Annotated in this window: 13 protein-coding genes and 1 other annotated feature; of the genes, 11 read left to right on the plus strand and 2 right to left on the minus strand. The window is 31.4% G+C overall.

Annotated elements, in window-relative coordinates; translation table 11 throughout:
* The first annotated feature begins 17 nt into the window (after positions 1-17).
* From BN1865_RS01600 to BN1865_RS01630, 7 genes are all read left to right on the plus strand, one after another.
* Positions 18-500 carry a YtxH domain-containing protein gene (locus BN1865_RS01600; protein ID WP_050635516.1) on the plus strand — a complete coding sequence of 161 codons (483 nt, stop codon included), beginning with the start codon at positions 18-20 and terminating at the stop codon, positions 498-500.
* Between the two features lie 2 nt (positions 501-502).
* The gene (locus BN1865_RS01605; protein ID WP_050635517.1) at positions 503-1,510 is read left to right on the plus strand and encodes a LacI family DNA-binding transcriptional regulator; all 1,008 of its coding nucleotides are present in this window, start codon (positions 503-505) and stop codon (positions 1,508-1,510) included.
* Between the two features lie 44 nt (positions 1,511-1,554).
* Positions 1,555-3,114 (plus strand): ClC family H(+)/Cl(-) exchange transporter, encoded by a 1,560-nt coding sequence (locus BN1865_RS01610; protein ID WP_050635518.1) that lies wholly within the window; start codon positions 1,555-1,557, stop codon positions 3,112-3,114.
* Positions 3,115-3,162: 48 nt separating this feature from the next.
* Positions 3,163-3,361: a binding site (T-box leader), on the plus strand.
* Between the two features lie 33 nt (positions 3,362-3,394).
* On the plus strand, positions 3,395-4,621 hold the full coding sequence (gene tyrS / locus BN1865_RS01615) for a tyrosine--tRNA ligase (protein ID WP_050635519.1): 1,227 nt from the start codon (positions 3,395-3,397) through the stop codon (positions 4,619-4,621).
* Positions 4,622-4,630: 9 nt separating this feature from the next.
* Complete coding sequence (locus BN1865_RS01620) at positions 4,631-5,254, plus strand: FKBP-type peptidyl-prolyl cis-trans isomerase (RefSeq protein WP_050635520.1); 624 nt, start codon at positions 4,631-4,633, stop codon at positions 5,252-5,254.
* A gap of 58 nt (positions 5,255-5,312) precedes the next feature.
* Entirely contained in the window at positions 5,313-6,149 is an 837-nt protein-coding gene (gene truB, locus BN1865_RS01625) for a tRNA pseudouridine(55) synthase TruB (RefSeq protein ID WP_050635521.1), read from the plus strand.
* Positions 6,149-7,069: a bifunctional riboflavin kinase/FAD synthetase gene (locus tag BN1865_RS01630; protein ID WP_050635522.1), complete on the plus strand. Its 921-nt coding sequence runs from the start codon at positions 6,149-6,151 to the stop codon at positions 7,067-7,069. Before truB ends, BN1865_RS01630 begins: the two co-directional genes overlap by 1 nt.
* Here BN1865_RS01630 and BN1865_RS01635 read toward each other — a convergent pair.
* Complete coding sequence (locus BN1865_RS01635; RefSeq protein ID WP_050635523.1) at positions 7,066-7,968, minus strand: Ppx/GppA phosphatase family protein; 903 nt, start codon at positions 7,966-7,968, stop codon at positions 7,066-7,068. The two genes, BN1865_RS01630 and BN1865_RS01635, sit on opposite strands and share 4 nt — an antisense overlap.
* Before the next feature lie 124 nt (positions 7,969-8,092).
* Here BN1865_RS01635 and BN1865_RS01640 point away from each other — a divergent pair, with 124 nt between their 5' ends.
* Complete coding sequence (locus BN1865_RS01640; protein WP_050635524.1) at positions 8,093-9,787, plus strand: Na/Pi cotransporter family protein; 1,695 nt, start codon at positions 8,093-8,095, stop codon at positions 9,785-9,787.
* Positions 9,788-9,854: 67 nt separating this feature from the next.
* On the opposite strand, the gene BN1865_RS01645 is transcribed toward BN1865_RS01640, so the two are convergent.
* A complete protein-coding gene (locus BN1865_RS01645) occupies positions 9,855-10,715 on the minus strand; it encodes an ROK family protein (RefSeq protein WP_050635525.1) in 861 nt (286 codons plus the stop codon).
* Between the two features lie 138 nt (positions 10,716-10,853).
* Here BN1865_RS01645 and BN1865_RS01650 point away from each other — a divergent pair, with 138 nt between their 5' ends.
* The 3 genes from BN1865_RS01650 (at position 10,854) to BN1865_RS01660 (ending at position 15,372) form a co-directional block, all read left to right on the plus strand.
* Positions 10,854-11,558 (plus strand): ABC transporter ATP-binding protein, encoded by a 705-nt coding sequence (locus BN1865_RS01650; RefSeq protein ID WP_050635526.1) that lies wholly within the window; start codon positions 10,854-10,856, stop codon positions 11,556-11,558.
* Positions 11,551-13,122 carry a hypothetical protein gene (locus BN1865_RS01655; RefSeq protein WP_050635527.1) on the plus strand — a complete coding sequence of 524 codons (1,572 nt, stop codon included), beginning with the start codon at positions 11,551-11,553 and terminating at the stop codon, positions 13,120-13,122. Before BN1865_RS01650 ends, BN1865_RS01655 begins: the two co-directional genes overlap by 8 nt.
* A 102-nt stretch (positions 13,123-13,224) precedes the next feature.
* Positions 13,225-15,372, plus strand: a complete 2,148-nt coding sequence (locus BN1865_RS01660) for an ATP-dependent helicase (protein ID WP_050635528.1) — start codon at positions 13,225-13,227, stop codon at positions 15,370-15,372.
* The last annotated feature ends 53 nt before the right edge of the window (positions 15,373-15,425 follow it).

Genomic DNA, 15,425 nt, shown 5'->3' on the forward strand with positions numbered 1-15,425 from the left:
AGAAAGGTGAGAAGAAAATGAAATTTGGAAAGTTTTTAATGGGACTTGGAATTGGTGCTGCGGCAGGATTATTGCTTGCTCCTAAAAAAGGTAGTGAATTAAGAGAGGATATTAAAAGAGAATCTTTAAAAGCGTATGATAATTTAAAGAATATGACAAAAGAAGATGTTGAAGCTTTACTTGGTCAAACAATTGAAACAGTAAAGAAATCTGTTGATGAATTTGATGTTGATACGTTTAAAGATACAACAAAACAAAAATTAACTGATTTGGAAGCAAAATTAGAAGAATTTGCAGCAAAGGTTAAAGAAAGTGACCAATTTATGCAAGTTAAAGAAAGTGTTGTTGATTTAACTGATAAAGTCAATTCTAAAATTGATGAGGTCAAAACAAAAGTTTTGGATGCCTCTTTAGATGATGATTATTTAAATGAATTAGAAGAAGAAATTGATGATGTTGAAGATAAACTTGAAGAAATGATTGAAGAAATCAAAGATTAAGTATGGGTAAGAATGTAACGATTTATGACGTTGCTAGAGAAGCAGGTGTTTCTTTAGCAACGGTTTCACGTGTTATTAATGGTTCAAATGTTGTGAAACCTGGAACGCGTGATCGTGTGATGGAAGCAATTCAACGTCTGGATTTCAAACCTAATCAAATTGCAAGGGGTCTTGCAACAAGTAAAACAACAACAATTGCTATTGTGTTTCCACAATCATTGTTTGCTCATGTGAAAGATATGATTGGTGGAATTGGTGATACAAGTCGCCGTTTAGATTATAATGTTAGTATTTATACAACTGATGAAATTGGTGATGGGAATCCCATTGAAACAGTGATCGAAAGAGTCGTGAAATCAAGAGCTGATGGTGTTATTCTTTTTAATAATGAAGAAATTGATCAAGAAATTGAATTGGTTAATAAATATAAAATTCCTTCTGTTGTGATTGGTTCACGTGTATCTAGTGAGTATATGGGATCTATATTTGTAGATTCTAAAAAGATTGCTTTTGAAGTTGTTGATGAATATTTAGCAAAAGGTAAAACTGATATTGTTTTTGTAAGTCCTCGACAAAATCTTATTAAGACAGAAGATTTTGTCGCTGGGATAAAGGAGGCTTATCAAAAACATGGTATGACTTTTGATTTAGAGTCACAAATGATTCATACATCAACTCATTATGAAAAAAGTTATCCTCAATTTTTAGAATATTTTCAGTCACATCGTCATGATCTTGTTTTGACTGGTTATGATAAAGAGGCTGTTGCGGTTGTTAATGCAGCAGTGGATAATGGTATTCAGGTGCCTGATGAGATGGAAGTTATTGGTATGATGAACACAAGTTATGCTTTGATTTGTCGTCCACCATTAACATCTATTCATGTTCCTGTTTATGATATGGGGGCACTTGCTGTTCGTCTATTGACGAAAATATTAAATGAAGAAGAAATTGATCAAAAAGAGGTTCCAGTATTGCATTTATTGATGCCAAGAGGAACAACAAAATAAAACTTCTATTGATTTAGAAGTTTTTTTGTGAGAGAGGGGAAAATATGGAAAAGAGAGATTCAGAGACACTTCATATTTTAAAAGAGAGAAGTCAATTGAGCAGTCGTTTGTTTTTTGAGGGATTATTGGTGGGTGCTTTTGCTGGACTGATTGCGATTATTTATCGATTGCTTTTGACGAATGCTGAGAACTTATATTTTACAATTGTTTCATTTGTAAAAGGCAATGTGATTTATATCATTTTATGGTTGATTGGCCTGGTTATTTTGGGAATCATTATATCATTGTTTTTAAAGTATGAGCCTTATATCTCTGGTTCAGGAATTCCACAGGTTGAAGCAGAAGTACAAGGACAAATCAACCAATGCTGGTATAAGATTTTAATTTCTAAGATGATTGCTGGGACATTGTGTATTGTTGGTGGATTGTCTTTAGGACGAGAAGGACCAAGTATTCAGTTAGGGGCAATGGTTGGGAAAGCTGTTTCACAGTTTTTCCATCGAATCAAGACAGAAGAACGATTCTTATTGACATGTGGAGCGGCTGCTGGGTTATCCGCTGCTTTCAATGCTCCTTTGGCAGGGATTATGTTTGCTTTAGAAGAAGTTCATAAAAACTTTTCTACAAGTGCTTTGGTTTCGGTTATGTGTGCTTCTATTACTGGAGATTTTTTAAGTCGACAGATTTTTGGATTGTCACCATCATTACACTTTGTTTTAGAAAATACATTACCACTTCATCATTATGTTTGGTTGTTGGTTTTAGGAATCGCAACTGGATTATTGGGTGCTTTTTATAACAAAATGACCATGACTTCATTAAAACTGTATGATAAGATTCCGTTTTTAAAATCTCATCAAAAAGTCATTATTCCTCTCTTTATTTCTGGAATCTTAGGACTTTATATTCCGCAAGTTATTGGTGGAGGACATGTTTTGGTTGATTATCTTAATAGTGATCATATTGTTTTAAGTACATTGATTATTTTGTTAATTGTTAAATTTATCTTTTCATTGCTGAGTTTTGGTTCTGGTGCACCAGGTGGTATTTTCTTTCCTTTGCTGATTTTAGGAAGTTTAATTGGTGCTATTTTTGGGCAAGTGGCTATCTTATGTGGAGTTGAAGATATTTATTTTGTAAACTTTATTATTTTTGCAATGGCTGGTTTTTTTGCTGGGATTGTCCGCGCACCTATTACAGGAATTGTATTAATTGCAGAGATGTGTGGGACATTAAAGCTTCTTCTTCCTATAGCAACAGTTTCATTTATTGCTTATATTATTGCTAATAGTATTGGGAGTGAGCCTATTTATGAAAGCTTATTACATCGTTTAACAAAAAATAAAAACCCTATTGATTATATTGAAAATAAAGAATTAATATCATTTGTGGTCAGTCTTGGGAGTATTGCTGTGAATCAGACTGTCGCCTCTTTGCAATTACCACCTCGATGTTTATTGGTTTCTTTAATGCGTGGTAAAAATGAAATTATCCCACATGGAGATACACAATTTTATGTAGGAGATCAGGTGATTATTATTGTTGATAAATATCGGATTGAAGAATCTAAAGAAAAATTAGCAGAAATATTTACATTTTCATAAAGAATTATTTTTCCTTATTGACTTCATTTGTAAAATTTAATATGATATAAACAAGCGTTGAAAGAGACAAGTAATTATATTGATTTGATACAGAGAGCCTGTGGCTGGTGAAAACAGGACAATAGATATAATGAATACACTCTAGAGCAGCTAAATGCAAAGTTTAGCCGGTGGCAACACCGTTATCAATAAAGAGAGTATGCTTAATGCATAAATAAAGGTGGTACCGCGAGAATTCGTCCTTTGGGATAGAATTCTTTTTTATTTAAAGGAGGATATTATGAAAATTTATGATGAATTGGTATGGCGTGGATTAATTAAGGATGTAAGTTCACCAGACATTGAAGAAAAATTGAATAATGGAGGAATGACTTTTTATATTGGGACTGATCCAACCGGAGATAGTTTGCATATTGGTCATTTTTCATCATTTTTAATCAGTAAAAGATTAAAAGATGCTGGACATAATCCGATTTTACTAGTTGGAGGTGCAACTGGTTTGATAGGAGATCCAAAACCGGATACGGAAAGACCAATGATTACAAAAGAACAAGTTCAACATAATTTTGATTGTTTGAAAAAACAAGCTCAGGATTTATTTGGATTTGAAGTGGTTAATAATTATGATTGGTCAAAGGATTTAAATTTTATTGATTTCTTGAGAGATTATGGAAAATATTTTAATATCAACTATATGTTGAATAAAGATATTGTCAAAAGAAGATTAGATTTAGGAATTACGTATACTGAATTTTCATATATGATTATGCAGGCGATGGATTTTTACTGGTTATATGAAAATAAAGATTGTCATATGCAGGTTGCTGGTCAGGATCAGTGGGGAAATATTACTGCTGGGATTGAATTGATTAGAAAGAAAACAGGTCAGGAAGCTTATGGATTTACTATGCCATTGCTCACAAAAAGTGATGGTACGAAATTTGGTAAGACAAATGGTCATGCAATCTGGTTGGATAGAAAGAAAACATCTCCTTATGAGATGTATCAGTTCTTTATTAATTCAGAAGATGATAAGGTTATTGATTATTTAAAATTCTTAACATTCTTATCAAAAGAAGAAATTGAAGAATTAGCTGAGAAAAACAAAACACAGCCACATTTAAGAGAAGCTCATAAAGCATTAGCAAAAGAAGTTATTACCTTTATTCATGGTGAGGAAGCTTATCAGGAAGCATTGGATATTAGCCAAATGTTATTCTCTGGTCAAATTCAAAATTTAACATTAGAACAAGTTCAGTCTTGTTTTAATGGTGTTCCAAGTATTGAATTAGATGAAGATATGCAGATTTTAAATGCCTTAGTTAAAGTTGGGGCAGCGTCTTCTAATCGTGAAGCACGTCAATTTGTGACTGGTGGATCTGTTTTGATTAATGGTGAAAAGATCACTGATGTTGAGTTTGTTATTCAAAAAGAAAATGCTTTTGGAAAACAGGCAACAGTTATTAGACGTGGTAAGAAAAATTATTATGTGATTAATCATCAATAGGAGAAGACAATGAAAAAAATATTAAGTTTAGCTTTATGTTTAAGTGTTTTGTTTGGCTGTAGTTCACAAAAGAAAACAGAAAGCAATATCAAAGCTGAAAATGGTGATGTTGTGAAATTGAATTATGTTGGAAAACTGGATGGGACAGCTTTCCAAGGTGGAACAGCCCAAGGAGCTATCCTTGAATTAGGCTCTGGAACTTATATTGATGGGTTTGAAGAACAGGTTGCTGGTATGAGTTTGGGTAGTTCAAAAACGATTGAAGTGACTTTTCCAGAAAATTATGGTTCAACTGATTTGGCTGGAAAAGATGTGACTTTTGATATTGATCTTGTGTCTGTCTATCGTGAAGAAACATCTTCAGCATGTCAAAAGGGTGATATTGTCAAGATTGATTATGTTGGAAAAAAAGATGGAGAGCTCTTTAGTGGTGGCAGTGCTAGTGGATATTTATTGGAACTTGGTTCTGGTACATTTATTGATGGATTTGAAGATCAATTAATGGGAATGAAAGCGAAAGAATCAAAAACGATTGAAGTGACTTTTCCTAAAAATTATGGTGCAGCTGATTTGGCTGGAAAAGCAGTGACTTTTGATGTGGCTGTGAACCATATTTACAGAGTTGTGAAATAAAAATGGGTATTTTTATCCATTTTTTTCAATTTTATGATATACTAAAGCAGGTGATAAAATGGACGGAATCTTATTAGTGAATAAACCATCAGGGATGACAAGCCATGATGTGGTCAATAAAGTGAGAAAAATTCTACATACCAAGAAAGTTGGACATTGTGGAACTTTGGATCCTGATGCAACAGGTGTACTTGTTTTGTGTATTGGAAAAGCAACCAAGGCATTGCAGTTTTTAACAAGTGAAGAAAAAGAATATATAGCAACTCTTTCTTTAGGAGAGGCGACTGATACATATGATAGTAGTGGGACAGTTGTAGAAACAAAAACATTTGAAGGTGTAAATGATGTTGAAGCAACATTAAAATCATTTTTAGGTCCTCAAAAACAAATGCCACCTATCTATTCTGCAATTAAAGTGAATGGTAAAAAATTATATGAATATGCTAGAAATCATGAAGAAGTTAAAATTGAACCAAGAGATATTGTCATTCAATCAATTGAACTTTTACAACAAGAAAAAAACACAATAACATTTAAGGTGCAATGTTCTAAAGGTACTTATATTCGTTCACTTTGCGTTGATATTGCTAAAAAATTAGGATATCCAGGACATATGTCAAAATTGGTGAGAAGTCAGTCAGGACATTTTCGTTTAGATGATTGTGTAACATTAGAGGAAATTGAAAATGGTGATTATCATATTTTGGCTTTGGAACAGGCTTTTGCACATTATGAGCATTATGTTGTTGAAGATGAAAATATTGTGATTCATGGGAAAATGATTCAAAGTGATATTGATCATCAGGTTGTTGTTGTGAACCAGATGGGAAAAGTATTAGCGGTTTATGGACCTAATGGTCAAGGATATTTAAAGAGTATAAGAGGGTTATTTTGATGGAAATTGTTTATTTGAATGGACAACAATTGGATATTACTGAACCTATTTGCAGTGCTATTGGTTTTTTTGATGGTTTGCATATAGGTCATATGGCGCTTGTTAATGAAGTTATTCGTGTAAGTGATGAGAAGGGGTATAAGAAAGCCTTAATGACATTTGATCATTATCCTCTCTATGTTTTAGGGCGTATTTCAAAAGAGAAGTATCTTACGTCTATGGCTGATCGGATTTCTCTTTTAGAACAATCTGGTATTGATTATTTATTTATTATTCAATTTACTAAAGAAGTTGCAGCATTAACACCTGAAGATTTTATTCAAAGATATTTAATTTCAAGTCATATTCAGCATGTTGTCTGTGGTTTTGATTTTCGTTTTGGGAATCGTAATTTGGGTGATGCTCAAACATTACGAAAATATTTTGGATCACATGTCAGTGTTATTGATGAAGTGCTTTATAAAGGTGAAAAAATATCTTCTTCACGCATTAAACTTGTTTTAGAAGAAGGAAATATTGATGATATGAATGCTTTGCTTGGTCGTCATTATTGTGTCTTAGGGAAAGTGATTCATGGACGCAGAATTGGTCATTCTATTGGTTTTCCAACCGCTAACATAGATTATCAGTCTTACTTTTTGCCTTGTGGAGGCGTTTATGCTGTTAAAGCCTATGTTCATGACTGCGTTTATTTAGGAATGTGTAATATTGGTTATAATCCAACTTTTACAGCATTGGATAAACCTTCTTTAGAAGTTTATATATTAGATTTTGATGATGATATATATGATATGACAGTGAAAGTTGAATTTTATCATTTGATTCGTAAAGAAAAGCCTTTTTCTTCTCAGGATGAATTGATTCATCAACTTAAAAAAGATGAAAATTATGTAAGAGAGTATTTTAAAACACAGAATTAAAGATCTGTGTTTTTTTGGATTCTTTTTATAAAATAGCCTTCTCTTAATCCTGTATAACTAATTGTAAGATGTTCAATCTGAAACTGTGTCATCATTTCTTTTAAAATAATCAGACCTGGAATAAAAGTATGAATACGTTCTGGCTTGATTTTAAGAATTGTATGTGCAGATTTTTTAGTGTTTTGAGTCAGCTGTCTGATTAAATAATCTATTTCTTCTTTGGTCATTGTATCATGAATCTGGTTCTTTTTTAATATTGCTTGAGCAACGCGAAGTGTTGTTCGCATTGTTCCACCAATTCCAATTGCATGTGTAGAAAAATGAGATGTATCTAATAATTGCACCTGTTTTTTCACTTCAGCATAAATTTGATTCAGTTCTTTTGTCGTTGGGGTGATTCCTTTAACATAATCTCTATAAAGACTTAATGCACCAAGTGGGATCGATTGATTTTGAATAATATGATTACCTTGAAAATGAACAATTTCACTACTTCCACCACCAATATCAATCATCAACCCCTTAGGAATATGAATGGATGTTCGCATACCATAAAAATCTAACATTCCTTCTTCCTGATGGGAAAGAACTTCAATATGAATTCCTAAAGACGTTGTCACTCGTCTTAGAACTTCCTGACGATTAGAAATGTTTCTAAGTGCTGCAGTAGCAAAATAATATGCTGAATCAACATCAAGACGTCTGATTAGTTTTTTGAATTCTCTTAGTGTTTCTATTAATGCATTCTGACCTTCTTGGTTTAATTTATCGTCATGTATATAATTCATCAGACCAACCATTTTATTTTTGCTCATCAGTTTTTCATCTTTTTTATTTTTGTCATGATAAATGAGTAGATGAATAGAATGAGAACCAATATCTATAATTGCTTTTTTCATTTGTTTTCCTCCAATCATTTGTAGTATAACAATTAAAAATGAAGAACATGTTGGATTTATCTGAAGTTTCTGTTAAAAAATAAAAAATCTATGTTAAAATAGAATTAGGAAAGCTGGGATCATTATGTTGGATTGGTTAAATGCAAATACAATAGAGGCAGTTGGATTGGTTTTGGGTGGATTGGCTATTTTTATTTATGGCATTCAAATGATGAGTGACGCATTAAAAAGTATTGCTGGAACAAGAATCAGAGAATATATTGAAAAATATACAAGAAACTTGTTGATGTCAATTTTGGTTGGAACGTTTATTTCAGCATTACTACATTCAAGTTCAGCCGTTACAGTCATTTCAATTAGTTTAGTAAGAGCTGGACTGATGGGATTGGAACAGGCAATTGGTATTACTATTGGTGCGAATATTGGAACCTGTGTTACTTCTATTATGATTGGGTTGAACATTGAACAGTTTGCTTATTACTTTGTTTTTATTGGTGTAGCAGTTATGTTTTTAGCAAAGAAGAAAAAAATATCCTATGTGGGAAAGGTATTAACTGGTTTTGGCTTGATTTTTGTAGGCTTAGAAATGATGAGCAATGAACTGGTATTGATTGCTAAAGAAGCATGGTTTATGGATATGATGATTATGTTAGGAAAACAGCCTTGGTTTGCTTTGATAGGAGCAACAATTGCAACTGCTATTATGCAATCATCAACTGCTATTATTGGAATTGTTCAAAAGTTATATATTACAGGTGTATTGACACCGGCAGCAGGAGCGGCTTTTATATTTGGAGCAAATGTGGGAACTTGTATGACGGCTTTATTGGCTTCTTTAGGTGGTTCTATTGCAACAAAGCGAGCTGCTTGGTTTCATGCAGTCTATAATCTTTTAGGAGCTTTGTTAGGAATGATTATCTTGACGCCTTTTGTCAATTTGACAAATTGGGTTAATCAGATCATATATGGTGGTCCTGAAATGTATATTGCTCAGGCACATTTTATCTTTAATGTGGCTTCTACCATCCTTGTGATTCCTTTTGTTGGCCAATGTGTTAAATTATTAAAATTACTGATTCCAGGTGAAGATAATAAAGGTATCAAAATTGAAAATATTGATCAGCTTGATGATCAGCTGATTGAAAAATTCCCAGCTGCCGCTTTAGCAGTTGCTAGAAAAAATACTTTAAGAATGGGACGCAATGTTTTAGAAAATATCAAATTGTCAAAACAATATCTTTTGTCACATAATACAGAAGAGTATGATGAAGTGATAGAAATTGAAGCTTTAGTCAATAGATATGATGCCTCATTATCTCAATATCTGCTCAAAATAGCTCAGCAGCCAACTTTATCACAAGATCAAACTCAGGAATATTATAAAAATTATCAAATTGTTAAACATTTAGAACAAATTTCTGATCAGGTTAATAATCTCATTGATTTTTATAAGATGGTTTATGATGAAAAAGGAACTTTTTCATCTGGTGCCATTGATGATTTTGAAAAGATTTATAGTTTAATTGAAGATATGTTAGCAGATGCTATGCATATTTATGATACAAGAAAAGGTGCAAGGTTATTAGGACAGTTGAATAATAAAGAAAAACAACTGAATTTATTAGAATTGCAATGTCAACAAAATCATTTTGAAAGAATGTGTCAGAATATATGTGACAATTCATTTGCAGCTTCAGTTTTTCTAGATATTTTATCACACATGGAAAGAATTGGGGACATTTCTTTGGATATTGCCAATCGTACTTTTGTGGCTTATAAAAAACATGAACAGAAATATCTTGATCCAAATCAAATATAAAATCATTCATTTTGATTGATGAAAAGAGTTATCGTTTTGTGGCGATAACTCTTTATTGAAATCATATTTAAGATATATGATTTTTTAATGCTCCTAATAGATTAGCATCATTATAATAGTGACAAGCTGTTATAATAGGCTGATGTTCATCTTCTTGATATTGCTGACGAAGTTTTTGAAATTCTTGTTGAATTGTTGTTATGAGGATAGGTTGTTCACTGATACCGCCACCAATACAAACAACATCAAGATCAAGAATATAATCAAGATTATAAATCATAAATGCAATTTGACGACAATACTTTAGAAAATGCTGATAGGCAGTAGGATGATCCTGAATTTTTTCAAAAACAACTTGACCATCTTCTAAACATCCCATCATTTGACTCATTGAAGCGATGAGTGCGTTAGCACTATTGTTCTTTCCAAAATTTGTCATTACTCTATAAGTATCATCAGTATTCATAAGAATAGAACCAATCTCACCAGCTTTATGATGATGACTGTTATAGATTTTGCCATCTAAGATAAGCGTTCCGCCAATTCCACTACCCAAAACAATCATGAGAGCATTGTGGGCATTTTGTAAACTGCCTTTCCACATTTCACCAAGAGCAGCACACTTAGCATCATTTTCTATAGAAACGGGAAGGTGGGTAATGTCTTCGAGTTCTTGTTTAAGAGAATGATTGGCTAAAAAAGGCAAAAGTGTAATCGCATGCACATAACCTGTTTGACTCTCAATTATGCCAGGCATACTGATGGCTATACCGACAACATCATCTTTTATGAGGCTTGTTAAACTGTTATAAAAATCAGCAAGATTTGTTTTAACAGTTGGTATCTTTGATTTTTTTAAACAATGACCATCTTTTTGGTAATAGCCATATTTTGTATAAGTTCCACCAATATCAATGACTAAATACATTTTTTATTCACTTCCTTTTTTCTATTATTTCATTGAATGTATGAATTGTAAAGAAAAAGAATACCATCAAATGGTTGTTGTGATATCCATTGATTGATGATATACTTTTATCAAAATTATTATAAATAAGGGGGATATATGAAATTAGTTATTGAACATCTTCAAAAAAGTTTTGAAGATAAAAAAGTTTTAGAAGATATTCATTTTTGTTTTGAACAGGGGAAAATTTATGGCTTATTAGGAAGAAATGGGGCTGGAAAAACAACATTATTTAATTGCTTGAATCATGATATAGATATTGATGGGGGAACATTTTATATTGAGGATGGTGAACAACGTCCTCTTACCATGAATGATATTGGTTATGTTTTATCAACACCAACAGTTCCAGAGTTTTTAACAGCTAGAGAATTTTTGAAATTTTTTATTGAAGTGAATCAAAAAAATATTGTTGACTTAAAAAGTATTGATGAATATTTTGATATTGTCAATATTGCTGCTGAAGATCGTGATCGTTTATTAAAAGATTTTTCACATGGAATGAAAAATAAGATGCAGATGTTAATTCAATTGATTGCCAAGCCTGCTATCTTATTGCTAGATGAACCACTTACATCTTTAGATGTTGTTGTGGCTGATGAAATGAAAAAACTTTTAAAACAAATGAAGGAAGAACATATTCTTATTTTTTCAACACATATTATGGAATTGGCTATTGATCTATGTGATGAAATTGTTATTTTAAATAAAGGTCAATTATCTTTTGTTGATAGGAATGGACTGAATCAAGATGAATTACAAGAAAAAATTATCAAAATTTTAAAGGATGACCATGATGCTTAAGACCTTTTTGATTGCTTATCGCTTAAAAGATACTTATCATGTCAATAGTATGATCTATGCTTTAAAAAGTCTTCCATTTATTAAAAAAATATTGCCTGTTTCCTTATATCAGCATTACGGATTAAAAGTATTAGGTCATATTTTAAGTGTGTTATGGGAATTTATTTCTCTTTTTCTTGGTAAATTCATTTATTTTCTCATCATGTTTATGGTTCCACTGGCTTATATGGACCGTGTTGATTTTCATTCGTTTTTACAATTGCTTTTCTTTTTAACATTGATTGGCACACGATTCAATACAGAAATGATTAATCCTAGTCAAGATAAATATTATGCGATTATTTTGATGAAAATGGATAGTCGTGAATATAGTGTCTCACAATATATTTATAAATTACTTAGATATATTATTGGTTTAATTCCTTGCTTTTTATTTTTTACAATCTCTATGGATTATGCAATCTGGTTATGTTTTGTTTTGCCAATTGCTATGGGATGTTTAAAAACAGTTGTTGTTGCCTATGATCTTTATGTTTATCAAAAACATCATCGGATTTCTTGTCAAAACGACCATCATCGAGGTACTTTTGTTTTTGCTTTTATTTGTTTAATAGCAGGGTATGGGCTTTTATTCTTTGATATCATGCTTCCTATGATATTTCTTGTATTCATATTTACAATAAGTCTATTTCTGGGTATCATTTGTGGATTATATATTTTTAATTATCCTTGTTATCATGCTTTTAGTCATGATTTATTGCGAAATGTTCATCAGTTGTTTCAAAGCGATAATCAGGAACTCGTTAATGATGCATATCATCAAGTGATTACTATTGAAACAGATAAAAAGAGTTCTAAAAAAGGATTTGCGTATTTTCATGAACTGTTTGTGAAACGTCATCAAAAGATTTTATGGAAAACAGCGAAACGTCAAACTTATTGTTTAACTGTGATCATGATGTTGATCATATTGATAATTTGTCGTGATATGAATATCAAAAAAGAAGTTCATGTTTTATTAAAAACTTTTTTACCTTATTTTGTCTTTATTATGTATTTATTAAATACAACTCAAAATGCAACCAATGCGATGTTTGTCAATTGTGATCACAGTATGTTAACATATTCATTTTATCGTGTTCCTTCCCATATTTTACAGCTGTTTCAAATGAGATTAAAAGAAATGATAAAAATCAATTTATTGCCTGGTTTTGTTTTGGCAATGGGATATTTGATTGTTTCATTAATATGTGGAGGGATGAATGAATTCTTAAATGCTATGATTGGTTTTATATCTATTATATCTATGAGTATCTTTTTTTCGACTCATTATTTAATTCTCTATTATTTATTACAACCTTATAATATGGAGACTGAAATCAAAAATCCTATTTATTCCCTTGTGCTTTCTTTGACTTATATTGTTTGTTATGCATTTATAAGAATTGAATTGCCTACTTTTGCTTTTGGGATTGTGTGTATTGTTTTTTGTATTTTCTATTGTTTGATGAGTTGTGTTTTGGTTTATAAAAAAGCTGAGCAAACTTTTAAAATACATAATTAAGATTTTAAAGATAAGAATTTGACTGGAATGAGTGATGACAAATTTCATCACTTTTCTTATTTTGATAATATGGTATAATGAAATAATGAAAGGAGTGGGACAATGAATTTAGATGAATTATTAAACCCAAGACAAAAAGAAGCAGCGACATATTTGGACTCTCATTTGCGTATTATTGCGGGGGCAGGAAGTGGGAAGACCAGAGTTTTAACTTATCGTATTGCTTATTTGATTGAAGAAATTGGCATTGAACCACGCCATATATTAGCCATTACGTTTACTAATAAAGCAGCTAACGAAATGAAAGAAAGAGTTATCGGATTGTTAGGTGATTATGCTTCTGGGGCTTTGCTTTGTACAATTCATTCTTTGTGTGTAAGGATTTTAAGACAAAATATTCGAGCACTTGATTATCCAAATAATTTTATTATTATGGATGAAGAGGACCAAAAATCACTCTTAAAAAAGATTTTTAAAGAACGTCAAATTGATCCAAAAACAATCAGTGTTAAAAGTTGTATTCATTATATTTCAACATGTAAAATAGGTGGTGTTTCACCAGAGCGTGCTTTAATGTTTGCGGGTGATTTTATCGGTGAACAAAAAAAAGCTATTGCATATGAAGATTATGAAAAATATAAAGCTGATCATTTTATGCTGGATTTTGATGATCTTTTATTAAAAACGGTAGAATTGTTTGAAAAATTTCCAGAAATATTAGAAAGATGGCAAAGACATTTTCAGTTTATTCATGTTGATGAGTTTCAGGATGTGAGTGAAGTTGATTATAAATTGATTAAATATTTGTCAGGACGATCTACACTTTGTGTGGTTGGTGATCCTGATCAAACAATTTATTCATTTAGGGGATCAGATATCAATTTTATTATGAATTTTGATCAAGATTTTCCAAATACCAAAACAGTTATTTTAGATCAAAATTATCGATCAACCAAAACAATTCTTAATATTTCAAATAATTTAATTCGTAAAAATAAGAATCGTATGGAAAAAGATTTGTTTACAGAATTAGATGATGGTCCTAAGGTTTTACATTATTCAGGTGTTGATGAAGAAGCTGAAGCCAATTTTGTTTGTGATACAATTGAAGATATTATTCATCAGGTAGAAGGGGTCAATTATCATGATTTTGCAATATTGTATCGTGCCAATTATCTTTCTCGTTCTTTTGAACAGAAATTAATTCAAAGACAGATTGATTATAAAATATTTGGGGGCTTAAAATTCTTTAATCGTAAAGAAATTAAAGATGCTTTGAGTTATATTCGATTGATGGTAAATCAGGATGATTTATCTTTTGAAAGAATTGTCAATGTTCCAGCTCGTGGAGTTGGTGAAAAGACTTTAGCGAAGATTCAAAATAAAGCGATTGAATATGGCATGAGTAATTATGAGGCGTTGAGTGTTTTTCATGATGAAATGGGATTATCTGGTAAGGCGAAAAAACAACTGATGGAATTTGTAAAATGTATTGAAAGAGCAAAATCATCATCGTTAAGTTTGCCAGATGTTTTTGAAAAATTATTAGGGGATGTTGGTTATTTTGATATGTTAAAAAATGATCAGGATGATAATCGTATTCAAAACTTAATGGAATTAAAAGCTTCTATTTCCAATTATATGAATACACATCCAGATACACCAACTTTTGAAAGTTATTTGCAGGATATTGCTTTATATACATCACAGGATGATGTTTTTGATGATGAGTATGTATCATTGATGAGTATTCATATGGCCAAAGGCTTAGAGTTTAACTATGTATTTGTAGTGGGATTGTCAGAAGATGTTTTTCCGAGCTTTAGAAGTGTTTCAGAGGCTGGTGATGATGGTATGGAGGAAGAAAGAAGATTGGCATATGTGGCATTTACACGTGCGAAAAAACGTTTGTATTTAACCGATAGTCAAGGCTTTAACTTTATTACCAATTCTCCTAAGATGTCATCACGTTTTATTGATGAAATTGGTAGTGATCAAGTTGAACATGTGGGTAATCCTTCAAAATTTAAACCTAAGGAATATCTTCATTTAGGTCCAACTGTTGAAGAGATGATTGGCGATAATGAAGTAAGTGAATGGAAACAAGGAGATCTGGTTGAACATGATACTTTTGGCAAAGGTGTCATTGTTAAAGTCAATGGAAATACTTTGGATATTGCTTTTTCTGTTCCTTATGGTATTAAGACTTTAATGGCTCATCATAAAGCATTGAAAAAACTTGCATCTTAATTATTTTTGTGAAGAAGAGTAAATGGTCATAAAAGGATCTTTACTCTTTTTCA

It is taken from the genome of Candidatus Stoquefichus sp. SB1 (assembly GCF_001244545.1).
GTDB lineage: Bacteria > Bacillota_I > Bacilli_A > Erysipelotrichales > Coprobacillaceae > Stoquefichus.

Excerpts from the sequence above, each read along its gene's own strand:
- BN1865_RS01600 (WP_050635516.1), top strand. The coding sequence starts at position 18 with ATGAAATTTGGAAAGTTTTTAATGGGACTTGGAATTGGTGCTGCGGCA.
- BN1865_RS01605 (WP_050635517.1), top strand. The coding sequence starts at position 503 with ATGGGTAAGAATGTAACGATTTATGACGTTGCTAGAGAAGCAGGTGTT.
- BN1865_RS01610 (WP_050635518.1), top strand. The coding sequence starts at position 1,555 with ATGGAAAAGAGAGATTCAGAGACACTTCATATTTTAAAAGAGAGAAGT.
- tyrS (WP_050635519.1), top strand. The coding sequence starts at position 3,395 with ATGAAAATTTATGATGAATTGGTATGGCGTGGATTAATTAAGGATGTA.
- BN1865_RS01620 (WP_050635520.1), top strand. The coding sequence starts at position 4,631 with ATGAAAAAAATATTAAGTTTAGCTTTATGTTTAAGTGTTTTGTTTGGC.
- truB (WP_050635521.1), top strand. The coding sequence starts at position 5,313 with ATGGACGGAATCTTATTAGTGAATAAACCATCAGGGATGACAAGCCAT.
- BN1865_RS01630 (WP_050635522.1), top strand. The coding sequence starts at position 6,149 with ATGGAAATTGTTTATTTGAATGGACAACAATTGGATATTACTGAACCT.
- BN1865_RS01635 (WP_050635523.1), bottom strand. The coding sequence starts at position 7,968 with ATGAAAAAAGCAATTATAGATATTGGTTCTCATTCTATTCATCTACTC.
- BN1865_RS01640 (WP_050635524.1), top strand. The coding sequence starts at position 8,093 with ATGTTGGATTGGTTAAATGCAAATACAATAGAGGCAGTTGGATTGGTT.
- BN1865_RS01645 (WP_050635525.1), bottom strand. The coding sequence starts at position 10,715 with ATGTATTTAGTCATTGATATTGGTGGAACTTATACAAAATATGGCTAT.
- BN1865_RS01650 (WP_050635526.1), top strand. The coding sequence starts at position 10,854 with ATGAAATTAGTTATTGAACATCTTCAAAAAAGTTTTGAAGATAAAAAA.
- BN1865_RS01655 (WP_050635527.1), top strand. The coding sequence starts at position 11,551 with ATGCTTAAGACCTTTTTGATTGCTTATCGCTTAAAAGATACTTATCAT.
- BN1865_RS01660 (WP_050635528.1), top strand. The coding sequence starts at position 13,225 with ATGAATTTAGATGAATTATTAAACCCAAGACAAAAAGAAGCAGCGACA.